The following is a 23254-nucleotide window of genomic DNA, read 5'->3' on the forward strand; positions in this document are numbered from 1 at the left end:
ACAGGCTCCGTCAGTTCTGGCTCGCGGAAGGGTCCTTGAGGCCGACGGAGGCGTAGTCGAGCTGGCCGCCGAAGGAGGTCTGCCCGTACGCGCCCGCGATGTTGCTGCCGAGCACCAGCGGCCAGCGGCGCACGAGAACCGGGACGGCCGGCGCCTTTTCGAGTATCTCGGCGTCCAGCTCCTGCCAGGCCTTGTTCGCCGCCTTGGCATCGGTCATCGCGGCGATTTCGTCCATCCGCTTCATGGTTGCCTTGTCGCGGAAGAGGGAGTGGTTGCCGGAGTTGCCCTTCTCCTTGATGGAGCGGCCGTCGAAGACGAAGGGCAGGAAGGTCGAGCCGGAGGGGTAGTCCGGGCACCAGCCCGTGTAGACCAAGTCGGTGCGGTTGGCGGTGTCCCCGATGGTGGCGTAGAAGGCGGACGGGTCGACGGTGTCGATGGTGACCGTGATGCCGGCCTTGGCGAGGGACTGCTGGATCGCCTCGGCGCGCCCCTTGTCGCCGGAGGAGACGGTGATCTTGGTGGAGAAGCCGTTCGGCTTGCCTGCCTCCTTGAGCAGCTCCCTGGCCTTGGCCACATCGCCTTCGGCGGGGATCTTCAGGGTGTCGGGCTGCTTGCCGTCGAAGAGGGTGGCGGGCATGTACGCGGTGGACAGGTCGTTGAAGGCGGGCCCGCCGGAGGCGGTCAGGACGGTGTCCTTGTCGAGGGCGTACTGCACCGCCCGGCGGATCCTGACGTCGTCGAACGGGGCGCGCCCGGTGTGCATCTGCACCATGTCGGTGCAGTTGGTGGATTCCGCGAGAAGGCGTTTTCTGACCTCGGTGTCCGGCAGCACCTTGGCCGCGCTCTCCGGCCGCAGCGCCTGCCAGGAGACGGAGGAGGCGTCCGGGCCCCGGCTCGCGATGAGCCGGTCGTCGATCTGGTTGGCCTTCAGGCCCATCACCACGACCAGCTTGTCCGGATACGCCTTGCGGACCGTGTCGGTCTTCGGGTCCCAGTACGGATTGCGGACCAGGACCAGCTTCTTGCCGCGCCCGTACGACTGGATCCTGTACGGGCCCGAGGAGAACGGCCGGCTGTCGTAGCGCGGTCCCTTGTCCCGCGCTTCCGGCACGGGTGCGAAGGTCGGCATCACGGTCGCGTTGGGGAACTCGGCGAAGGGCTTGCGCAGTTCGAAGACGATCGTGTGGTCGTCGGGCGTCTTGATGGAGTCGAGGTGCTTGCCCTGGGCCGGGCCCTGGTAGCCCTTGGCGCCGGCGAGGTAACGGGCCGCGTAGTCGGCGCCGCCCGGCAGGTCGGGTGAGAAGGACCGCTCCACGTTGTACTTCACGTCCTGCGCGGTGACGGGGGTGCCGTCCTCGTATCTGATGCCCTTCTTCAGATGGAAGGTCCAGGTCTTGGCGCCGTTGGAGGAGGTGCCGAGGTCGGTGGCCAGGTCGGGAACCAGATCACCGCCCTCGGTACCGGGGGCCGCCTTGTAGGTCACCAGGGTGCGGTAGAGCAGCCGGGTGCCGAACTCCATATCGCTCATCACCCAGTTGCGGGCGGGGTCGAGGTGGGTGAAGTCCTGGTTGGACAGCACGGTCAGGGTGCCGCCCCTCTTCGGAGTGCCGCCGACGACGGCGCCCTGGTGGGTGAGGGCGGGATTCCTGCCCCCGCCCTTGCCGTCCGTCGAGCGCCCGCCGCCGGAGCAGCCGGCCGTGCCCAGGGCGAGGGTCGCCACCAGCATGGTGGCGATGGCGGTACAGGTGTGCTTGTTCATCGTGGTCACTCCGGGAACAGTCCGACAGCGGGGAGATCTGGAATGTGACCCGTAACATAGTAATGTGAAATTGTACTGCGCAAGGTGTCGCCCGCTCCTTTACCCAGCTGTGTCCGGGAGGGCCATCCATGGGCCGGACGGGGGCACCAGGAGATCGAGGAGGAAAGCATGAAGGAATCCGTGTCCGCCGCACCCCGCACGGTCAGCCATGACCTGCCCGTCTCGGCGGAGTTCGAGGAGTTCATGGCGCGCGACTGGGCGGCCACCCCGCTGCCCGCGGACATCCGGCTGTCCGCCGCCGACGTCACCCCCGCCCGCCGCGCCCGGCTGTCCGCCCGCTTCCCCGGTGAGCGGCTGATCGTCCCCGCGGGGGAGCTGAGGGTCCGCTCGAACGACTGCGACCACCGCTTCCGGCCGCACAGCGCCTACGTCTGGCTCACCGGTCTGACCGGTGAGGAGCAGGCCGGGCACGTCCTGGTCCTGGAGCCCGACGGACCCCACCGGCACGAGGCCGTGCTGTACGTACGGCCCCGCTCGCCGCGCACCGACGGCGGCTTCTACCGGGACCGGCGCTACGGCGAGTTCTGGGTCGGCCGGCGCCACGACCTCGCCGAGGCCGAGCGTATGACCGGCATCCGCTGCGCCCGCCTCGACACCTACGGGGAACTGCCGCCCGGCCGCGACGCCACGGCCGACGCCGGACTCGCCTCGGCGCTCAGCGAATTGAGGCTCGTCAAGGACGCCTGGGAGGTGGGTCAGCTGCAACTCGCCGTGGACCACACCGCCGCCGGTTTCGAAGATGTCGTACGTGCTCTGCCGCGCGCCCTCGCCCACCCGCGCGGCGAGCGCTGGATCGAGGGTGTGTTCGGCCTGCGCGCCCGCGCCGAGGGCAACGGCACCGGCTACGAGACCATCGTGGCGTCCGGCGCCCACGCCTGCGTCCTGCACTGGATACGCAACGACGGCCCGCTGGACGAGCGGCAGTTGCTTCTCCTGGACGCGGGCGTGGAGACGGACAGCCTCTACACCGCCGACATCACGCGCACCCTGCCCCTCTCCGGCCGCTTCTCGCCGGTGCAGCAGCAGGTGTACGACCTCGTGCTCGCCGCCCAGGACGCGGGGATCGCGGCACTCAGGCCGGGCGCGTGCTTCCGCGACTTCCACCGGGCCGCGATGAGGGTGATCGCCGAGGGGCTCGCTGAGTGGGGTGTGCTCAAGAGCCCGGAGGGTGACCTCCACCGCCGCTACACCCTGTGCAGCAGCGGGCACATGCTCGGGCTCGACGTCCATGACTGTGCGCAGGCGCGGGCGGAGACCTATCTGGACGGGGTGCTGGAGGAGGGCCAGGTGCTGACGGTCGAGCCCGGCCTCTACCTTCAGCCGGACGATGAGACGCTCCCGGCCGAACTGCGGGGTATCGGCGTGCGTATCGAGGACGATTTGGTCATCACCGCCGAGGGGGCGCGGCTGATGTCGGGAGCCCTGCCGCGTACGCCGGACGCGATCGAGTCGTGGATGGGCGGGCTGATCGAGGGCTGAGCCTCTTGGCAAACGGCAGTGCAATGTGAAATGTTACTGCTGTGCCCACGAGAAGCTCTCCGGATCTCATCATCGTCGGAGCGGGTGTGGTCGGCGCCGCCTGCGCCTACTACGCCGCGCGGTCCGGCCTCTCCGTCACCGTGATCGACCGTGGCCCCGTCGCCGGCGGGACCACGGGGGCCGGTGAGGGCAATCTGCTGGTGTCCGACAAGGAGCCGGGACCCGAACTCGACCTGGCCCTGTTGTCCACGCGGTTGTGGCGGGAGCTGTCCGGCGAGCTGCCGGCCCGTATCGAGTACGAGGCGAAGGGTGGTCTGGTCGTCGCCTCCGGTGAGGCGGGAATGGTGGCCTTGCGGAACTTCGCCGCGCGCCAGGAACGGGCGGGCGTGGCGACCGAGGAGATCACCGGCGACCGGCTCGGCGATCTGGAGCCCCACTTGGCCCCGGGCCTGGCGGGCGGCTTCCACTATCCGCAGGACGCCCAGGTGCAGCCCGCCCTCGCTGCGGCGCATCTGCTGAGGGCCGCTGGCGGGCAGCGCTCCGGCCGGGTGCGCCTGCGGCTCGGCGAGGATGTGACCGGTGTTCTGACGGGCGCGCAGGGCGAGGTGCGGGGCGTGCGCATGGTGAGCGGTGATCTGCATGCTCCCTATGTCGTCAACGCGGCCGGCCCCTGGGGCGGCGAGATGGCCCGGCTCGCGGGCGTGGAGCTGCCGGTGCTGCCCCGGCGCGGCTTCGTCCTCGTCACCGAACCCCTGCCGCGTGTGGTGCGGCGCAAGGTGTACGCGGCCGACTACGTCGCCGATGTCGCCAGCGGCTCGGCGGCGTTGCAGACCTCCGCCGTCGTCGAGGGCACCCCGGCGGGCCCGATCCTGATCGGCGCCAGCCGGGAACGGGTCGGCTTCGACCGCACGCTGTCGGTGGAGGTGCTGCGCCGCCTCGCGGCCCAGGCCACACGCCTGTTCCCGGTGCTCGCACGCATACGGGTGATGCGGACCTACGCGGGATTCCGTCCGTACCTGCCCGACCATCTGCCCGCGATCGGCCCGGACCCGCGTGTACCCGGCCTGCTGCAGGCCTGCGGCCACGAGGGCGCGGGCATAGGGCTGGCCCCGGCGACGGGGATGATCGTCGCCCGGATCCTGTCCGGCAAGGATCTCCCGCTGGACATCGAGCCGTTCAGGCCGGACCGGTTCGGTGACGTGTGAGGAAACCGACTGTCCCCGGAAATTTTCCCCCCGGAAGGAGCCGCGCCATGGCGCGTGACCGCACCCCCGCTGAACTCGCCGGCGCGGCGCCCGAGGCCCCGTTCGAGATCACCTTCGACGGGCGCGCGCTCACCGCGCTGCCCGGGCAGTCCGTCGCCGCCGCCCTCTGGTCGACCGGCATCCTCTCCTGGCGCGCCACCCGCCGCGGCGGTCGTGCGCGCGGAGCCTTCTGCGGCATCGGCCAGTGCTACGACTGCCTTGCCACCATCAACGGCCGGCCCAACAGGCGAGCCTGCCTGGTGCCCGCCCGCCCGGGCGACACGATCACCACCCAGGAAGGACATGGCCATGCCGGACTCGCCGTCTGAGGAGGTGACCGACGACGCGTATGAGGCGCCGTACGACCTGGCGGTGATCGGCGCGGGCTGCGCGGGCCTGGCGGGCGCCGTCACCGCATCCGAACTGGGGTTGTCCGTTGCCCTGCTGGACGGGTCCGGCCAGATCGGTGGACAGTTCTACCGCCGGCCCGCCCCGGCCCTCGGTGCGGTGCGCCCCGAGGCTCTGCACCACGACTGGTCCGCCTTCGCCGACCTGCGCCGCCGCCTGGAGGCCAGTGACATCGTCCATCTCGCCGGGCACCACGTGTGGGCGGTGACGCGGGGGAGCGAGGGGGACGCCGCGTGGGCCGTGCACGCGGTCACCGGCGCGGACGGCGACGGGGACCGCCCGGTCCGCGTGCGCGCCCGCACGGTCCTGTTCGCGACGGGCGCGTACGAACGCCACCTCCCCTTCCCCGGCTGGACGCTGCCGGGCGTCGTGGGCGCCGGGGGAGCGCAGGCGATGATGAAGTCCGCTCTTGTCCTGCCCGGCAGGCGTGTCGTCGTGGCGGGCAGTGGCCCGCTGCTCCTCGCCGTCGCCTCCTCGCTCGCCACCGCCGGGGCGCGGGTGCCCGCGGTGGTCGAGGCATCCGGCTATCTCGGGTACGCCCGCCGTCCGGGCGTCCTCGCCGTCAATCCGCACAAGCTGGCTGAGGCCCTGGTCCACGGCGCGGCGCTGCTGCGGCACGGCGTGCGTCTGCGCACGCGCAGCGCGGTGACCGAAGTCCACGGCACCGACCGGGTGGAGGCGGTCACCGTCTCCCGCGTCGACCGCGACTGGCGGCCCGTTCAGGGCACGGGCCGTCAGATCGCCTGCGACGCACTGGCGGTCGGGCACGGTCTCGTCCCGCAGACAGAGCTGGCCACGGGCCTGGGGTGCGCGACCCGGCGCACCCCGGACGGAACGTACGCCCTCGCCCTGGACGGACTGCAGGAAACCTCGGTACCCGGCCTCTGGGCGGCGGGGGAGACCGGCGGCATCGGCGGCGCGCAACTCGCCCGCGCGGAAGGCGGTATCGCGGGTATCGCGGCAGCGGCCCGGGTGTACGGGCAGCCCGCGCTCACCCGCGGTGGACGAGTGCGGAGGCTCCAGCGCCGCCGTGACCGGATGCGGGCCTTCGCCGACGTCATGGCCGCGGCACACGCCCCGGGGCCGGGCTGGGTGCACTGGCCCGACGACGCGACGGATGTGTGCCGCTGCGAGGAGGTGACCGCCGGTGCCATCCGTGAGGCGGTCGCCGACTACGGCGCCCGTGACGCGCGCACCGTCAAGCTCCTCACCCGAGCGGGCATGGGCTGGTGCCAGGGCCGGGTGTGCGGAGCGGCTGTGGCCTGCCTCGCCGCGGGGCCGGGTGCCGCGTCCGTGCCGCCGTCCGCCGAGCGCCGACCACTCGCGGTGCCCGTGCCGCTGGGGGTGCTGGGCGCGCTCGATCCGGGCGACGCGGTCGCCGAGCCCGCCACCCTCCAGGCGCCCACCGACTCGACCGGGCGGCCCGATACCGCCGGTCCGGACGGGGCCGACAAGCCGACCTCCTGACGAGCCCTGGCGACCCGCACCTCTTGTGGGCCCGGCACACGGCTCAATAAAATGTCACACATCATAGAAGGGTTCCCCTATGACCGCCACCACCGCCGGCACCACCTGGAACGCCGACCACCCCTGGCGCGGCATCATGGTCGCCACCGCGCTTCCCCTGCGCGAGGATCTCTCCGTCGACTACGACGCCTACGCCGAGCACGTCCGCTGGCTCCTCGACAACGGCTGCGACGGGGTCGTACCCAACGGCTCCCTGGGCGAGTACCAGACGCTGACCGACGACGAGCGCGCCCGCGTGGTGCGCACCGCCATCGAGGCCGCGGGCGACGGCGCGCGCGTGATGCCCGGGGTCGCCGCCTACGGCAGCGCGGAGTCCCGTCGCCTGGCCGAGCAGGCCGCCGCGGAAGGCTGCGGCAGCGTCCTGCTGCTCCCACCGAACGCCTACCGTGCGGACGACCGGGCCGTGCGCGCCCACTACGCGGAGGTCGCGCGGGCGGGGCTGCCCGTCGTGGGCTACAACAACCCCATCGACACCAAGGTCGACCTCACCCCCGCTCTCCTCGCCGGGCTCCACGGCGACGGCAGTATCGTGGCCGTCAAGGAGTTCACCGGCGATGTGCGCAGGGCCTACGAGATCGCCGAACTCGCCCCGGACCTCGACCTCCTGATCGGTGCGGACGACGTCCTGCTGGAGCTGGCCCTGGCCGGGGCGGTCGGGTGGATCGCCGGGTACCCGAACGCCTTCCCCGCCACCTGCGCCGAGCTGTACCACGCCGCTGTCGCCGGGGACCTCGGCACCGCGCGGCCGCTCTACAGGTCACTGCACTCACTGCTGCGCTGGGACTCCAAGACCGAGTTCGTGCAGGCCATCAAGTTGTCCATGGACATCGTCGGACGCCGGGGCGGTCCCACCCGCCCGCCGCGCCTGCCGCTGCCCGCCGCGATCGAGACCGCGGTGCGCGCGGCGACCGAGAAGGCCGCCGCCGACGGCCACCACTGACCCCGAGCCGTGCTCAAGGAAGGGACGTACGTGCGTACCCGTCATGTCTTCCACGCCGTCGACTCACACACCGAGGGCATGCCCACCCGTGTGATCACCGGAGGTGCCGGGGTGATCCCCGGCGCCACGATGGCCGAGCGCAGGCTCCACTTCATCGAGCACATGGACCACCTGCGCACGCTCCTGATGTACGAGCCGCGTGGCCACGCCTCCATGAGCGGCGCGATCCTCCAGCCACCGACCCGTCCCGACGCCGACGTCGGGGTGCTGTACATCGAGGTGTCCGGCCTGCTGCCGATGTGCGGGCACGGCACCATCGGCGTGGCCACCGTGCTCGTCGAGACCGGCATGGTCCCGGTCACCGAACCGGTCACCCGCATCCGCCTCGACACCCCGGCCGGGCTGGTCTCCGTCGACGTGCACGTCGAGAACGGGGCGGCGAGGGCGGTGACGCTCACCAACGTCCCCGCCTTCTGCGTCGGCCTCGAGCGGAAGGTGGACGTACCGGGGTACGGGACGGTGCGGTACGACCTCGCCTTCGGCGGGAACTTCTACGCCTTCGTCGAACTGGACACAATGGGGTTGCCGTTCGACCGGTCCCGCAAGGACGAGCTGCTGGCGGCGGGGCTCGCCGTCATGGACGCGATCAACGCGTCCCCGGAGCGCCCCGTCCATCCGTGTCAGCCCGAGATCGCCGGGGTCAAGCACGTCTACCTCGCCGCGCCCGGCTCCGACGCGCACCGCTCACGCCACGCCATGGCCATCCACCCGGGCTGGTTCGATCGCTCCCCGTGCGGCACCGGCACCTCCGCACGGATGGCGCAGCTGCACGCCCGCGGGATGCTGCCGCTGCACCAGGACTTCGTCAACGAGTCCTTCATCGGCACCGAGTTCACCGGCCGCCTCGTGGCGGAAACCGACGTCGGCGGGGTGCCCGCCGTCGTTCCCCGCATCACGGGACGTGCCTGGATCACCGGCACCGCCCAGTACTTCCTCGACCCGGACGACCCCTTTCCCGGAGGTTTCCTCCTGTGACCAGCGCCCTGGCCCAGGTTGTCTCACACAACCCGGCCGCCCCCTCCGACGTCCTGGTGCGGATCCCCGCCCCGGGGGCCTTCGCCGCCGTCGACGCCGTGGAGCGGGCCCATGCCGCCCAGCCCGGCTGGCACCTGGGCGGCACGGCCGCCCGCTCGGCCGCGCTCGGCGCCGTGGCCGCCGCCATCGATTCCGCCGCGGACGAGCTGGCTGCCCTCGCCGTACGCGAAGTGGGCAAGCCGCTCGCCGAAGCACGTGCCGAGGTGACCCGCACCGCCGCGATCTGGCGGTACTACGCCCAGGCCGCCTTCGAGTGCACCGGGGCGGTCCACGAGACGGCCGACGGTCCGGGGCTGCTGCTGACCCGCCGCCGTCCGCACGGAGTGGCGGGCCTCATCACCCCATGGAACTTTCCCTTCGCGATCCCCAGCTGGAAGGCGGCCCCGGCACTCGCGACGGGCAACACCGTCGTCCTGAAGCCGGCACCGGAAGCGACCGCGTGCGCCCAGCGCCTGGCCGAGATCGTCCACCACGCCCTGCCCGCCGGGGCCTTCACCGTACTGCCCGGCGGCCCCACCGAAGGCAACGCCGTCGTCTCCGCCGCCGACGTGGTCTCCTTCACCGGCTCCACGACCGTGGGCCAAGCGGTCGTCCGCACCGCCACCGCACGGGGCGTCCCCGTGCAGGCCGAGATGGGCGGGCTGAACGCGGCGATCGTCCTGCCCGACGCCGACATCCCGCGGGCCGCCGCGCACATCGCCGCCGCGATCGCCGGTTACGCGGGTCAGAAGTGCACCGCCACCAGCCGCGTGATCGCGGTCGGCGCCGCCCACGACCCGCTGCGCGAGGCCCTCACCGAGGCACTGCGAGCGCTCCCTGTGGGTGACCCCGCCGACCCCGCCACCGTGTGCGGACCGCTGATCAACGAGTCGGCCCGCGACCGGGTGATCCAGGCGAGAAAGGGCCTCTCCGCCGTCGCCTGCGCCGCCGTCCCCGAGGGGGCGGACGGCTGGTACGCGGCCCCGGCCCTGGTCGAGCAGGTGCCGCCCGGCCACCGGCTGCTGTGTGAGGAGGTCTTCGGACCGCTGGCGGCGCTGCTGCCGGCCGACGACCTGGCCCACGCGGTCCGGATCACCAACTCCGTCGCACACGGCCTGGTCACCTCTGTGCACACCGCCTCGCTCGACACCGCGCTGCACGGGCTCGACCACCTCGACACCGGCATGATCCGCGTCAACGCCCCGTCCACCGGGGTCGACTTCCACCTGCCCTTCGGCGGAGCCAAGGCATCCAGCCACGGTCCACGCGAACAGGGACGCGCTGCCATCGCGTTCTACACGTCCGACCGCACCTACACACTGACCCCAGCACACCCACAGGCACCTGCGAAAACAACGTGACATTGTACGCTGGTGATCCGCTCGGCCACGAGGGAACAGGTCACGAAGGGATCACCACCACCATGGGCCACCTCAAGCAGCGCAACCTCATCACCACCAGGGAGCGGCTGCGCGACCAGGTCGCCCACGCCCTGCGCGCCGCACTGATCTCCGGGGAACTGCGCCCCGGCGAGGTCTACTCGGCGCCCGGTCTCGCGGAGGACTTCGGCATCTCCGCGACACCGGTGCGCGAGGCGATGCTCGACCTGGCCCGCGAGGGCCTCGTCGAACCGGTTCGCAACAAGGGCTTCCGTGTCACCGAGGTCAACGAACACGACCTCGACCAGTACACCGAGATCCGTACGCTGATCGAGGTCCCCATGGTCGGCCGGATCACCCGCGAAGCCGCGCGCGAAGACCTGGAGGCGCTGCGCCCGGTCGCCGAGGAGATCGTGCACGCCGCCCGCGAGCACGACCTCATCGGCTATCTCGAGGCCGACCGCCGGTTTCACCTCTCCCTGCTCGCCCTCGCCGGCAATGACCGGCTCGTTGAGACGGTCGGCGACCTGCGCAAGCGTTCGCGCCTGTACGGGCTGACCGCTCTGGACGAGCGGGACCAGCTGATCCCGTCGGCCGAGGAGCACATCGAACTCCTCGACCTGATGGTGGCGGGTGACGCGGAGGGCGCCGAGACGTGCATGACCCGCCACCTCGGACATGTGCGCTCGCTGTGGGCCAAGGGCGCCCAGGAACAGGAGAAGAAGCCCAGCAAGCGCGTGACCAGGAGGAAGCTGGGCGTGGCCCGCTGAGCCCGCTCCGGGGAACCATCACGCACCGGGCGCGCGGGGGCGGGGTGCGTCCGCGCCCCGCCCCCGCGGCGCGCCACCTCGCACAACGCGGGGTCGCACAACGCGGGGTCGCACAACGCGGGGTTATGGCCAAGCGGGAGCTGCCGCGGGCGGATCGGGCCATTCCACACTGGGCGGTACACATCACACGCCACGTCCCCGGCACACCGCCGCCCTCCACGCACCTGCCCGCCTAACCCGGCCGCGCAGGTCCGGGAAAGAACGCCTTGACTTCCTCCCCCGCCTAAAGGCGGGGGATTCCAGCGGTCACCCGCTGGGGTTCCTGCTTCACCGACGACCGCCCCGTCCGGGAGGACTCCCGTTGAGGTCTTACACCGTCTCCACCGGCAGACGCCGCCAGCCCGGCGGCCAGGATGTTGCGTGTCGCGTTCACGTCACGGTCATGCACGGTGCCGCAGTCGCAGGTCCACTCACGGACGTTCAGCGGCAGCTTCTCGCGGACCGTGCCGCAGGCCCCGCACAGCTTCGAGCTGGGGAACCAACGGTCGATCACCACGAGTTCGCGCCCGTACCAGGCGCACTTGTACTCCGGCATGGAGCGCAGTTCCGTCCAGGCCGCGTCGGATATGGCGCGCGCGAGCTTGCCGTTCTTCAGCAGGTTGCGGACGGTGAGGTCCTCGATCACGACCGTTTGGTTCTCACGGACGAGCCGAGTGGTGAGTTGGTGCAGGAAGTCCCGGCGGCGGTCGGCGATCCGAGCATGGACCCTGACGGCCTTCCGGCGGGCCTTCTCCCGGTTGTTCGAGCCCTTGGGCTTGCGGGACAGCTCCCGCTGAGCCTTGGCGAGTCGGGTCCGGTCGCGGCGCTCGTGCCTGGGGTTGGTGATCTTCTCCCCGGTGGACAGGGTCACCAGCGACGTGATCCCGGCGTCGATGCCGACCGCCGCGTCCGTGGCCGGGGTGGGGGCGATGGTGTCCTCGCACAGCAGGGACACGAACCAGCGCCCCGCCGCGTCCCGGGAGACGGTCACCGTGGTCGGCTTCGCCCCCTCCGGGAGCGGGCGCGACCAGCGAATGTCCAGCGGCGCGGTCATCTTCGCCAACGTCAGGCGCCCGTCACACCACGTGAAGGTGGAGCGGCTCCGCGCTCGCGCGAGACTCGCCGAATCGCCCTGACGGCGATTCACCTCTCCCTGCCCTGCTCCGCAGGATTCCGTTTCCTCCCCAGTCTGAAGGCCGGGGTATCCACGGAGGAATCCCGATGAACCCCGCGTACGCGACCGTCGACCACTCCTTCACCGTCCCACTGGACCACGCCGACCCCGGCGGCCCCACCCTCCAGATCTTCGCCCGGGAAGTCGCCGACCCGGGCCGCGCCGATGACGACCTGCCCTGGCTGCTCTATCTGCAGGGCGGACCGGGCGGCAAGTCGCCCCGTCCGGCGGCCGGGTCGCCCGGCTGGCTGTCCCGGGCGCTGAAGACGCACCGCGTGCTGCTCCTCGACCAACGGGGCACCGGCCGCTCCAGCCCGGTGACCGCCAAGGCGGCCGCCCGGCTCAAGGATCCAGGCCGACTCGCCGCATATCTCGCGCACTTCAGGGCCGACTCGATCGTCGCCGACGCGGAGCTGATACGCCGCGAGCTGCGCGGTGAGCGGCCCTGGGAGACACTCGGCCAGAGCTACGGCGGCTTCGTCACCCTCACATACCTCTCCCACGCCCCCGAGGGGCTGACGGCATGCTACGTGGCCGGAGGTCTGCCGGGGCTCACCGCCACCGCCGACGACGTGTACGCGCGCACCTATCCGCGTGTACACGACCGCGTCCTGGAGTACTACGACCGCTATCCGGACGACGCCGCCCTCCTGCGTCACGTCGCCGACCGACTCGCGACAGACCATGTGCGCCTGCCGGACGGAGACCGCCTCACCGTCCGCCGGCTGCGCACCCTCGGCCTCGCCCTCGGCATGGGGGACGGCTTCGAGCGCCTGCACTGGCTGCTCGACGAAGCCCTGGACGGACGCGGCGAGTTGACCGACACCTTCCTCCACCAGGTGATGGGCCTGACCGGGTTCACGGACAACCCACTGTTCGCCGTGTTGCAGGAAACGCTGTACGGGCAGGGGGCCGGGCCCACGGGCTGGGCGGCCGCCCGTGCGCTCGCCGCCTTCCCCGCGTTCGCCGAGGACGCGGAGACCCTCCTGCTCACCGGGGAGATGATCTACCCCTGGATGTTCGGGGACATCAAGGCCCTGCGTCCCTTCGCGCAGGCCGTCGACCTCCTCGCCCGGCGGACCGACTGGCCGCCGCTGTACGACACCGGTCGCCTGGCCGCCAACGAGGTCCCGCTGGCGGCGGTCGTCTACCACGACGACATGTACGTGGACGCGGGCCTGTCCCTGCGGACCTCGCGCGAGGTCGGCGCCACCCGCGTCTGGGTCACCAACGAGTGGGAGCACGACGGGCTCACCAGCTCCGGCGGCCGCGTCCTCGCCCGCCTCATGGACCTGGTGGCGGGACGTGCCTGACCGCGCACCGGCTCGCCGACCGCGGATGACCATCCCCGACCGCGCACAGGCACGGCCGACGAAACCCAGCGTGCCGACCAGGTAAAGCCGACGAAGGAGAGACATGCCTACCCTGCCGCCCCGTCCCCGTGCCCTCATAGTGGCCGCCGCCCTCGCCACCTGCCTGACCACCACCAGCGCGACAGCGGAGGAGCCGGAAGCCAGCACGCCGTCCACCGCGGCCGACTGCGCGCTGCCGGGCAGAACCGGCTGGACCGACGAGGGCCACGACACCGACCGCGCCCAGTTCCAGCGCCCCACCGGCACCCACCGTGTGCTGACCCTGTTCGTGGACTTTCCCGACGCTCCGGCCACCGACTCCACCGACGCCTACGCCACCCACCTGTCACCCGCCGCCGAGTGGATGCGCACAGCCTCCTACGGCCGGTCGCGGCTCGACATCGCCACGCCGTACCGCCGGTGGATCCGTATGCCGTCCACCTCCACGTCCTACGGTTTCGACCGGGGGATCACCTTCGAGAGCCACGAGCGCTACCTGCGCGACGCCGTCACGGCAGCCGATCCGTTCGTGGACTTCTCCCGTTACGACATGGTCTACATCGTCCCGGCCAAGGCGGCGCGCGCGATCTCCTTCTCCCCGACCTACCTCTACGATCCGGCCACCCCCGGCGTCACCGCCGACGGCTCCCGTGTGAAGTGGGCCGTCACCTTCGGCCAGGACATGTGGCGCTGGGGCTACAAGGTCGCCGACCACGAGACCGGCCACACCTTCGGCCTGCCCGACGTGTACGCCTTCACCGGTGAGACCCACCGCTTTGTGAACGGCTGGGACATCATGGGCGACATCGCTGGTCGCGCCCCGCACTATCTCGGCTGGCACTCCTGGAAACTCGGCTGGATCGGCGACGGCCAGGTCGCCTGTCTCGCCGCGAGCGGCACGCGGACGGTGCGGCTCACACCGGTGGAGCGCCCCGGCGGCACCAAGATCGCCGTGATCCGCACCGGTGAGACCACGGCATACGTGGCAGAGTCCCGCAGGGCCGAGTTCAACGACCGCACAGCCTGCTCCACAGGGGTGCTGATCTACAAGGTCGACTCCGCGACCCGGACCGGGGACGGCCCCGTCCGTGTCATCAACGCCAACCCGGACACCACACCGCCGAGCGGCTGCGGCCCCCTGGACGTGGCCGCGCTCGCATCCGGCCAGTCCTTCACCGATCCGGCCACCGGTGTGCGCATCGCCGTCGGCACGGGCGATTCCTCCGGTGACACGGTCCGGCTCAGCAAGCCGTAACGCGTCAACGCATGCGCATGGCCGGCCGGCGCGTCCGTTCCGGCACGGTGGACCCGACGGCGTTGACGCGGAACGGTGGGGGTATCGGGCAAGGCCGGTTCCGGCTGTGAAGCCGTGCACGCGCCGATGCCGGTGGGGCGTGGTGCTCGTGTCGCGTGCCGTTCAGGCTTTGAATGAGTGCAGGTTGGTCGCGGCCAGGGTTTGCTCCGCGTCGTGTGCCGTGAAGGTGCTCATGCGCTGGAAGCCGAGGCGGGCGGCGAGCTTGAGTGAACGCTCGTTGGCTGTCTGGGTCACTACCAGGACCGGCTGGTCGGGCAGCTCGTCGGCGGCGGCGCGCAACGCGGCCGTGGCGGCCTCGAACGCCAGCCCCGCGCCCCAAGCCTTGCGTCGTAGCAGGTAGGTCAGTTCCAGTTCCCCGCCCTCATCGGTGACGTGCCCGGGAAGGTCGGCGGAGCGTCGGTTGAGCATGAGCGTCCCGAAGAGCCGGTCGGTCGTCTTGTCGGCGATGACAAACGTGCCGGGTTGGTTGGTGATGCTCGTGGTACCGATCGCATCGAGATACTGTTCGACAGCACTTCTGGGCCTTGGACCGCCGAGGTAGAGCCGGACCTGCGGATCGGTCTGTAGTTCGATGAGTCCGTCGCGGTCGGTGTCGTGTGCTGTGCGCAGGCGGAGTCGATCCGAGGTGATCTCCGTGGCGGACAGCGTGGGCGGTGGGTTCATGGGATCCATCCTGGCTGAGGACCTGCCGTTCAGTCGCGGCGTCGCGCGGGCTCGGCTTCACCCCGCGGTTCCCCGCGCGACGGGTCGCAGAGCGCGACGAGCAAGCCGTCGCGCGGTGGAGGGAGGCGACCTGGGCCGAGGTAAGGAGCCAGGTCGGCCTGCGACGGCTGGATCTGCCCCGAGGACCGAGGAGGGGCTGTTCCCGTCCTCGGCGTTCACGGTCGTCGGCACCCCTCAGGACCCGCTAGTGTTCGGGGGAGGGGCGAGCCCGCGTAGGCCTGAGAGATCGCGAACCCCTTGTTCTTGGCCGGGAGGCATGAGGTGGATGTGGGATACCGATGGCTGGTCATCGTGGCCGCCGCAGTGGCCTCAGGAATCTTCATGATCCAACGGGGTGGCGAAGCGGTGTGGGTCTGGGCCATCGCGATGAGCGCTTTCATCATCTATGCGACGGTGTGGACTATCGCGCGCCGGCCGGAGTCTCGACGCCGCTCCGCGAGGAAGTGACCATGGCCCTTCAGACCGGGACGACGTCATTTACGGCTCCTTGCCCGCGAAGAGGCTGACACCTCGAAGCGCTTTTCCAGCTGTCGGCGCCGTTGACCAGTCCATGCGCCGGCCGGTCAGTGGCCGCCGCTGGGGCGGCGTTCGAGGAAGCGCAGGGTGGGGGACGGATGTCTCAGAGACCAGGCGATCTTCTTGGTATCCCCGTTCTCGGGCCGGTTGTTCAATGCGGCGACAACGCGTCGTAGCAGCCTGAGGCTCGCAATCACCAGGCGTGGGCTCGGGCGCAAGGCGAGTACCGATCCCAGATGCCGGGTCAGCCCCACAGGCTCCGGGTATGGCTGGTATCCCGTTGCAGCTCGTATGGCCTTGGCATCACCGATCCTACGAATGACCAGTTCAGGCCCACCAAGAAGGTAAGACGGGAACCTCTGGAACCGGCTACCGCCGCCCCGGGCGGCAGGGAGGCTGAAGGCGCAGGGGCGGTCAGGCACGGGGCCCGGTCGGGCGAGGGCCTTCCCGGCGGGGCCCTCGCGGTACGCGGTCACGATGTCGTCGGCCTCGTCTTCGCAGAGCGCGGCCGGCCGGCCGCGCACCTCGCGGAGACCCGCGCCTACCCCCGGCGCCCGAGTGCGGGCGTGCGTAGTCGAGGTACCAGAAATCCCGGTTTGACCTGGCCGGTCAGCACACCGGACGCGGGCACCGCCGGCGTTCACCGGGATTCCCGGAAGATGCCCCGGCCTTCGGGCCACGCCGTACCAAAGGCGCTGGGGTGGGCAAGGCCGAACGGCGCCTCCGTCCGAGGTCGGCGAGTTCTAACGGCCGGTTCTGGTGGGTGCCGCCGCGCGCGGCCTCGGGGCCAGTGCCGCGCGCAGCGCCGGGGTGAGGCTGTGACGGATCTCGGACGGGGTGAGGGCGGCGGGGGTGGGGAGGGGGTTGAGGTAGCGGGTGTAGATGAGGCCGCCGAGGATCGTCACCACGGCCGTGGCGCGGGCGGTCGCGTCCCGGCCGCCGAGAAATTCAACAAGCCGGGCCAGCAGCTCGCGTTCCAGATATTCGCGGATCACCTCGACGGCCTCGTCGCCCTGGGTGGTGAGCTGCTGGAAGCCGGCATCCTCCCACAGGTCGGTCACCGCGTCGATCAGGCGGTCGGGGAGGGTGGCCGGGTCGCCGCCGAGGACGTCGTCCACCGCCAGCGCATTGGCGCACTGGAACTGCATCACCTCCCCGAACAGGCCCTTCTTCGAGCCGAAGTGGTACGCGATCAGCGCCGGGTCGACCCCGGCGGCCCCCGCCACCGCGCGCAGGGTGGTCCTCCGGTAGCCGTGCTCCAGGAACAGCGAACGGGCCGCCGAGACGATCGACTCGCGGGTCGGCGGGTTGCCGCGGGGGCGGCCTCGGGTGCGGGCGGGGGCAGGGGCGGTGTTATTCATCAGCGTTGAGCCTGCGTTGGGTGTGCAGCACAGTCAAGGGCGTTCCGAGAATCACACGAAGGGATGACCCGACACCATGCGTATCGCAGTCTTCGGCGCCAACGGACCGACCGGCCGCCGCCTCACTGACCAGGCCCTGGCCGCCGGCCACGAGGTCGTCGCCGTGACCCGCAGACCCGGCTCCCTGCCCGCGCGGCCCGGCCTTGCCGTGGCCGACGCCGACGCCACCGACCCGGCGGCTGTCGACGCCGCGCTCGGCGGGACGGACGCCGTTCTCTCCGCGCTGGGCGCGCGCTTCAGCAAGGAGACCATCACCACGTACTCGGCGAGCGCCACCGTCATCACCGGGGCCATGGCCCGCCACGGCATCAAACGGCTGCTCGTCGTCAGCTCCAGCATCGCCGACCCGAACTGGCGCCCTACCGGCGCGCACTTCTTCAACCATGTGCTCGACCCGCTGGTGAACCGACGTCTCGGCCGCACCCTCCACGAGGACATGCGCCGTATGGAGGCCGTGATCCGTCAGACGGACCTCGACTGGACCTTCGTCCGGCCCTCGGGCCTCTTCGAGCACCCCGTCGTCACGGACTACCACACCGCCGAGACCAGCGCCGACGGCGTCTTCACCGCCCGTACCGACCTCGCCGCGAGCATGCTGCGCGAATTGGCGGAGCGGCGGTATGTCCGTACGGCCATGGGCGTCATCACCACGGCCGTGAAGCCGAACATCGCCAAGCTGATCTGGAACGAGGGCGTGAAGAAGAAGTGAGTGGCCCGGCCTTCCCACTCACGCCCGTCGCACGAGCGTTCCTCACCCTCCCGCACACGGCCACCCTCACCACCCTCCGCCCCGACGGCACGCCACACGTCACCCCCGTCCGTTTCACCTTCGACGCGGCCACCGGCCTGGTCCGGGTGACCACCCGGGCGGGGGCCCGCAAGACCCGGAACGTGGAGACGGGCGGCCCGGCGGCCCGTGTCGCACTCTGTCAGGCGGACGGCTTCCGCTGGATCACACTCGAAGGCCGCGCCGCCGTCACCGATGCCCCCGCGCGCCTGGCCGAGGCGGTCCATCGCTACACCGTCCGCTACCGCGCGGACCCGCCCGCCCCGCTGGACCTGGTCGTCGTCGAGATCGCCGTCGACCGCGTCCTGAGCCTCAACCTCTGAATCCCCCGTATCGAAAGCGAAGTGACACCGCCATGCCCACCCTCCCCGTCCTCGATTCCGCCCTCCACTACCGTGAGTCCGGCGACCCCGACGGGCTGCCCTTCGTCTTCCTCCACGGCAACCCCACCTCCTCCCACCTGTGGCGGAACGTCCTGCCGGGGGTGGCCGCGCCCGGCCGCCGCCTTCTGGCCCCCGACCTCATCGGCATGGGCGACTCCGGCAAGCCCGACCTCGCCTACTCCTTCGACGACCACGCCCGCTACCTCGACGCGTGGTTCGACGCCCTCGGCCTTACCGAGGCCGTCCTCATCGGCCACGACTGGGGCGGCGCGCTCGCCTTCGACCGCGCCGCCCGCCTCCCGGGCGCCGTCCGCGGCCTCGCCTTCACCGAGACCATCATCAAGCCGCTGGTCGGCGACGAATTTCCGGCAGCCGGGCGGAAGTTGTTCACCCTCCTCCGCACCCCTGGGGTGGGCGAGGAGATGATCCTGGAGAAGTCGCTGTTCATCGAGGGGCTACCGGACACACTCGCCACCCCGCTCGACCCTGCCGACCTGGAGGTCTACCGCCGCCCCTTCCCGACCCCGCACAGCCGCCGCCCGGTACTGGCATGGACGCGCATGATGCCGCTGGACGCCGAGCCCGCCGACGTGGTGGCCCGCATCGAGCGGTACGACGCCTGGCTGGCCGCCAGTCCCGAAGTCCCCAAGCTGCTCGCCGCGTTCGAGCCGGGACCGGGCGCGATGACCGATCAGGGGGCCGTGGCCTGGTGCGAGGAGAACATCGCGGGCCTGGAGGTCTCCCGCCACGGCTTGGCCGGCCACCACTCCCCGGAGGACCGCCCCGAGGAGCTGGCCGCGGCGATCAGCGCCTGGGCCGACCGCCACGGGCTGGCACGCCCCTAGGCGCCCTCGATCACGGCAGTGCCGATCCGCGCCGCCCGCGACCTCCCGCCCGACCCCGGCCGCTCCCTCACCTCGATCACGAAGCTGCTCGGCGTCTTCCGGGGCGGCGCGCAGGCCGCCGTACTCGTCGACGCGCCGGCGGCGGTAGGCGAGGACCAAGGCGACCAGGGCGCCGGCTCCGGCGACGAAATGACTTGGGAGATGCCGCGCCGATGCTCACTACCTTTGCCCGTGTCTACGTCGACGATCTGGATACCGCCCTGCCCACGTTCGCTGAGCTCACCGGGGAGCAACCGGGGCTGCGCTTCCACTACAGCGACCTGCAACTCGCGACCACAGGCGGCTTCTTGCTTCTCGCGGGCACCGACGACGCCCTTGCCCCGTACCGCGGCACCCATGCCACCGCGATCGTCGGGTCTCTCGCCGAGATCCTGCGCCTGGCCGCCCAACACGGAGGAGAAGTGCTGGACGGCCCCAACGAGGTGCCCACCGGCCGCAACCTGACCGTGCGGCACCCGGGCGGCGCGACCATCGAGTACGTGGAGTTCAACGCCACCGCATGATCAGTCCTCGCGGAACAGCCCGCCGGCCACGCGTCGTCCGTGGGCCACGACCGGAATGGCACGCTTAAAGATCACTCACGGTTACGAAGGGACGGCTCGGCACGGGGAACTGGCGCAGTTGAATACGCGAGCCCACCAGTACAAGGCCGGTCATGTCGCCATCGTGTCGGATCCGTGTGCAGTGAGCAGCAGGGCGATGTCGTCGGCCCGGTGGGAGGAGCCACGAGCGTGGTGCAGGAGCCGGTCGGCGAGCCCCTCCAGTGAGTCCGCGCGGGCGTGGGCCAGTGATACTCGCAGGCGGTCGATCCCCATGCCGATGTCGGTTCCGGGTTTCTCCACCAGGCCGTCGGTGTAGAGGGCGAGGACGGATCCCGGCGGCAGGCAAATAGGGGTCGGAGGGTAGGTGCTCGCGCGGTCCACGCCGAGGACCGTTCCGACGTGGAGGTCGAGGACGTTTGTCGTGCCGTCGGGGAGGCGGAGCAGGGGGGCGGGATGGCCGGCGGTGACTGCGTAGGCGTGCCCGCGGTGGGTTTCGAGGTGGATGTAGCAGCAGCTGGCCAGCAGGTCGCTGTCGAGGTCGATGAGGGTGCGGTTGACGCCGGACATCACGTCGCCGGGTGCGTGGCCGGCGGCGGCGAACGCACGTACCGCACTGCGCAGCTGGGCCATGGTGGCTGCGGCGGCAATGCTGTGCCCTTCCACGTCACCGATGACGAGGAAGATCCCGGTGGCAGTGGGGATTACGTCGTACCAGTCGCCACCGATTTCCATACCGCTGGTGGCGGGCAGGTATCGTGCGACGGTCCGGATGCCTGGGACTTTGGGTAGGCGGTGCGGCAGGAGCGCCTGCTGCAAGCCGTGCGCGACAGCGAACTCCGAGTCGTACAGCCGTGCTCGTTCCAGAGCCTGGGCGATCAGCCCGGCGAGTGCCGTCAGTACGCCGCGGTCCTTTTCCGTGAAGTGATGGGGGTCGTCGAAGCCGAGGACGCAGGTGCCGACCGGGCGGCCGGAGGCGATCAGGGGCAGATACACCCACGAGCTCACCTGTCCGGTGGGGATGCCTGGGTAGCCCCGGACGAGATCCGTCTGGGACTCGATGAAGAGCGGAGCACCTGAGGTGAGGGCTTCCGTTCCGGGCAGGCGGGCGTGCAGGGGAAGACCCTGGAGCCAGTCGAGGAATGTCTCGTGGTGGCCGGTGTGGTGGAGAAGGCGCATCGCTTTGTTGCGGACCACGTAGATCGCCATCTGCTGGCCTCCGAAGGCCGGCAGGAGCTGGTCGGAGACGACTTCGCAGACTTGGCGTGTGGTGACTGCCTCGGTCAGCGCGCTGCTGAGCTGCAGGACGTGGTACATCGCGCCCAGGCGCGCTGGTGCGGTGGCGGGTGCCACTGTCGGTGGATACGCGGGGGCTGCCGCGGCCGAAGGGGGACGGGTGCTGGGGACCACCCGGCCGGTCACCCCGTCGGGCTGCGGGTGGAGGGAGAAGGCGAGCCACTGGTCTGGCGGCCGGCTGACCAGGAAGGAGGATGGCGCCTGCGAGACCATTGCGGAGCGGTGCCGGTACTCGACGCTGGGGTCGGACAGCCACGGCAGCACGTCCCACAGGCACCGGCCGAGTACGTCGTCGGCGGAGACGTCCAGGAGGTGTAGGGCGCAGCGATTGGCGTAGGTGACACGCCCGTCGGGGGCGAGGGAGAACAGCCCGTCTGGCAGCCGTTCGACTGCTGCGACGGCCGCACCGCCCGCCCGGGCATCCACGACCGTGCCGACCAGATGCGTGGCCGCGCGCGCGTCATCGGCTTCCGGTACACGGCCCCACAGCTCGACGTTGCGGTACCTTTCGCCGCCGTCGCCGCGATCCCGTACGCGCAGGCGCCGCGCGGTGATCCGGCCCTCGCCCACTGCCTCGCGCATGCAGGCCCGGAAGGCGGCACGATCACCGGGGTGCAGGCACGAAGCAAGTGTGTCGGGACGTCCGTCGAAAGCGCCGGGATCGAGACGGAAGATCGCGCAGAACGCGTCGTCCACGCTGAGGATGCCGGAGTCGAGGTTCCAGTCGAACAAGCCCACCTGCACGGCCGCCGCCGAGTAAGCCAGGGTCTCGACGGCAGCCGTCCCCGGTTCGCACTCAACCGGATCACCGGTACGGGCACGGAGTTCGGCCAAGGCATCACCGAGCCGACAGGCGATGCTCCGCAGGTGGCGGCGCTGGGCCTTGGACAGCCCCTCGCTGCCCGGCGAAGCCGGCCACACGATCGCCATCGATCCGAAAAGTTCCTGACCTGTGCGTACCGGCACCGAGCAGGAGCCGAAGGCATACGGCAGAGCCACCGCGAGTTGCGGATAGCGCCGCATCGTCTCCTCGGCGTTCACAAGGTGAACCGTGCGCCCGGTCGTGTACGCCACGGCGACCGGGATGGGACTGCTCGCCGCAATGAGACGCCAGCCACCGAGGAGGGACGGCGGCACCCCGCACGTCGCGGCGAGGACGATCGACCGGCGGTCGCGGGAGCGCAGGAAGATGCTGCCCGCGTACGCGCTCGTTCCCTGTACGGCCTCCACGACGGCGTCCGCGAGCAAGCCTTCGCGCTCCATCGCCCCGCTGGCGGTCAACCCGCGCATGTATCCAGTATGCGCAGGTCAGAGCACGGCAGCCCAACGGAGCGCGGTGACCTTGGCCCACTGATCAGCGACAGCCGGGCACCCTCCGCTGCGCAGCCTGATCCACGAAGCCGCCTGGCGTTCAGCGCACCGTCCTACTCGCGCCCCGATCTACCCGCAGATCCCCGATGGACGCCGAGGCTCAGGGCCAGGTCGTGCATGTGGGCGACGCCGCGGCGGTCAGCTCCTGGGCCTCGTCGACGGCGATGTGCCCGAACGTCCGCTCCGGCGGCCCGTCCATCGACATTGCCGCCGCGTCGAACAACGGACGCCGTGATCACACCAGCCACGATGAAGATCGTCCCACAGCAAGATCACCTACGGGGCTGCCCTCAGTCCTCCGCGCCGGAGAACCTCTTCGCGAGGTCGCGGTGCCCCTCTGCGGCTCGGTCCGCTTCGGCGCCGCTGATGTTCGTCCCCGGCATCCGGCTGAGGCGTTGAACCTCCTCGGCGAAGCGCAGGTGCTGTCGGCGAGCGTGTTCCCGGCAGGCCAGGCAGGTGACGCTCTCCGGGTGCGGCGAGGTCATCGCATACGGCACGCGCACCCCGCATCCCGTCGTGACGACGCGCGGCAGGTCACCGGCGAGACCGAACGTGGACGCCATCAGGTTGCGGACGGCGGCATCAACATGGAACACGTTCACTTCGACGTGGATGTGCGGATCGTTTCCGCTCATCTGCCCTCCCTGCCTCGGCCGACCAGACTGGCCACGGTAGTCCGGCTGGAGCTGGAACCGCAGGATAGGCCTTCCATGCGTCCTGTGCGCTGGTCGGCGAGCAAGGATGGGCCACCAGCAAGCCCCGCAAGGCTTTGCCACCTCCGGTGAGGAGACGT

At 71.0% G+C, this 23254-nt stretch carries 19 protein-coding genes and 1 pseudogene; 14 read left to right on the forward strand and 6 right to left on the reverse strand.

The annotated features are described in order from the left end of the window. Window positions 1–10: 10 nt before the first annotated feature. Window positions 11–1759: an ABC transporter substrate-binding protein gene (locus tag HUT19_RS39055; RefSeq protein WP_176187838.1), complete on the reverse strand. Its 1749-nt coding sequence runs from the start codon at window positions 1757–1759 to the stop codon at window positions 11–13. 168 nt (window positions 1760–1927) lie between these two features. On the opposite strand from HUT19_RS39055, the gene HUT19_RS39060 reads away from it, so the two are divergent. From HUT19_RS39060 to HUT19_RS39095, 8 genes are all read left to right on the forward strand, one after another. Continuing rightward, window positions 1928–3298 (forward strand): aminopeptidase P family protein, encoded by a 1371-nt coding sequence (locus HUT19_RS39060; RefSeq protein WP_176185771.1) that lies wholly within the window; start codon window positions 1928–1930, stop codon window positions 3296–3298. Between the two features lie 41 nt (window positions 3299–3339). Then, complete coding sequence (locus HUT19_RS39065; protein WP_176185773.1) at window positions 3340–4503, forward strand: FAD-binding oxidoreductase; 1164 nt, start codon at window positions 3340–3342, stop codon at window positions 4501–4503. Between the two features lie 47 nt (window positions 4504–4550). Further along, complete coding sequence (locus HUT19_RS39070; protein WP_176185775.1) at window positions 4551–4871, forward strand: (2Fe-2S)-binding protein; 321 nt, start codon at window positions 4551–4553, stop codon at window positions 4869–4871. Further along, window positions 4852–6417: an NAD(P)/FAD-dependent oxidoreductase gene (locus tag HUT19_RS39075; protein ID WP_176185777.1), complete on the forward strand. Its 1566-nt coding sequence runs from the start codon at window positions 4852–4854 to the stop codon at window positions 6415–6417. The genes HUT19_RS39070 and HUT19_RS39075 overlap by 20 nt, the downstream gene beginning before the upstream one ends. Window positions 6418–6496: 79 nt before the next feature. Continuing rightward, entirely contained in the window at window positions 6497–7417 is a 921-nt protein-coding gene (locus tag HUT19_RS39080; RefSeq protein WP_176185779.1) for a dihydrodipicolinate synthase family protein, read from the forward strand. Between the two features lie 30 nt (window positions 7418–7447). Further along, complete coding sequence (locus HUT19_RS39085; RefSeq protein ID WP_176185781.1) at window positions 7448–8452, forward strand: proline racemase family protein; 1005 nt, start codon at window positions 7448–7450, stop codon at window positions 8450–8452. After that, entirely contained in the window at window positions 8449–9852 is a 1404-nt protein-coding gene (locus HUT19_RS39090) for an aldehyde dehydrogenase (protein WP_176185783.1), read from the forward strand. The genes HUT19_RS39085 and HUT19_RS39090 overlap by 4 nt, the downstream gene beginning before the upstream one ends. A 62-nt stretch (window positions 9853–9914) precedes the next feature. Next, the gene (locus HUT19_RS39095) at window positions 9915–10640 is read left to right on the forward strand and encodes a GntR family transcriptional regulator (protein ID WP_176187840.1); all 726 of its coding nucleotides are present in this window, start codon (window positions 9915–9917) and stop codon (window positions 10638–10640) included. A gap of 283 nt (window positions 10641–10923) precedes the next feature. Here the strand turns inward: HUT19_RS39095 and HUT19_RS39100 are convergent. After that, window positions 10924–11781 (reverse strand): annotated as a pseudogene (locus tag HUT19_RS39100) (RNA-guided endonuclease InsQ/TnpB family protein); the annotation flags it as partial. A 119-nt stretch (window positions 11782–11900) separates the two neighbouring features. Here HUT19_RS39100 and HUT19_RS39105 point away from each other — a divergent pair. Together HUT19_RS39105 and HUT19_RS39110 are read left to right on the forward strand one after the other, a co-directional pair. Next, window positions 11901–13166, forward strand: a complete 1266-nt coding sequence (locus HUT19_RS39105) for an alpha/beta fold hydrolase (protein WP_176185785.1) — start codon at window positions 11901–11903, stop codon at window positions 13164–13166. 103 nt (window positions 13167–13269) lie between these two features. Next, window positions 13270–14460: a M6 family metalloprotease domain-containing protein gene (locus HUT19_RS39110; RefSeq protein ID WP_176185787.1), complete on the forward strand. Its 1191-nt coding sequence runs from the start codon at window positions 13270–13272 to the stop codon at window positions 14458–14460. 162 nt (window positions 14461–14622) lie between these two features. Here HUT19_RS39110 and HUT19_RS39115 read toward each other — a convergent pair whose 3' ends face one another. Both HUT19_RS39115 and HUT19_RS39120 read right to left on the reverse strand, forming a co-directional pair. Continuing rightward, on the reverse strand, window positions 14623–15183 hold the full coding sequence (locus HUT19_RS39115; RefSeq protein ID WP_176185789.1) for a GNAT family N-acetyltransferase: 561 nt from the start codon (window positions 15181–15183) through the stop codon (window positions 14623–14625). Window positions 15184–16502: 1319 nt separating this feature from the next. Then, on the reverse strand, window positions 16503–17120 hold the full coding sequence (locus tag HUT19_RS39120; RefSeq protein WP_176185791.1) for a TetR/AcrR family transcriptional regulator: 618 nt from the start codon (window positions 17118–17120) through the stop codon (window positions 16503–16505). Window positions 17121–17196: 76 nt separating this feature from the next. Here HUT19_RS39120 and HUT19_RS39125 point away from each other — a divergent pair, with 76 nt between their 5' ends. The 4 genes from HUT19_RS39125 to HUT19_RS39140 all read left to right on the forward strand — a co-directional run bounded on the left by HUT19_RS39125 (window position 17197) and on the right by HUT19_RS39140 (window position 19758). Then, entirely contained in the window at window positions 17197–17889 is a 693-nt protein-coding gene (locus HUT19_RS39125; RefSeq protein WP_176185793.1) for an NAD(P)-dependent oxidoreductase, read from the forward strand. Continuing rightward, complete coding sequence (locus tag HUT19_RS39130) at window positions 17886–18290, forward strand: pyridoxamine 5'-phosphate oxidase family protein (protein WP_176185795.1); 405 nt, start codon at window positions 17886–17888, stop codon at window positions 18288–18290. The genes HUT19_RS39125 and HUT19_RS39130 overlap by 4 nt, the downstream gene beginning before the upstream one ends. Continuing rightward, window positions 18287–19195, forward strand: a complete 909-nt coding sequence (locus HUT19_RS39135; RefSeq protein WP_303332636.1) for a haloalkane dehalogenase — start codon at window positions 18287–18289, stop codon at window positions 19193–19195. The genes HUT19_RS39130 and HUT19_RS39135 overlap by 4 nt, the downstream gene beginning before the upstream one ends. A 212-nt stretch (window positions 19196–19407) precedes the next feature. Continuing rightward, window positions 19408–19758: a hypothetical protein gene (locus tag HUT19_RS39140; RefSeq protein WP_176185799.1), complete on the forward strand. Its 351-nt coding sequence runs from the start codon at window positions 19408–19410 to the stop codon at window positions 19756–19758. A gap of 150 nt (window positions 19759–19908) precedes the next feature. Here HUT19_RS39140 and HUT19_RS39145 read toward each other — a convergent pair whose 3' ends face one another. Further along, a complete protein-coding gene (locus tag HUT19_RS39145; RefSeq protein WP_176185801.1) occupies window positions 19909–22380 on the reverse strand; it encodes a SpoIIE family protein phosphatase in 2472 nt (823 codons plus the stop codon). Between the two features lie 371 nt (window positions 22381–22751). Then, window positions 22752–23096, reverse strand: a complete 345-nt coding sequence (locus HUT19_RS39150) for a hypothetical protein (RefSeq protein ID WP_176185803.1) — start codon at window positions 23094–23096, stop codon at window positions 22752–22754. Between the last annotated feature and the right edge of the window lie 158 nt (window positions 23097–23254).

Source organism: Streptomyces sp. NA02950 (assembly GCF_013364155.1).
Lineage (GTDB): Bacteria > Actinomycetota > Actinomycetes > Streptomycetales > Streptomycetaceae > Streptomyces.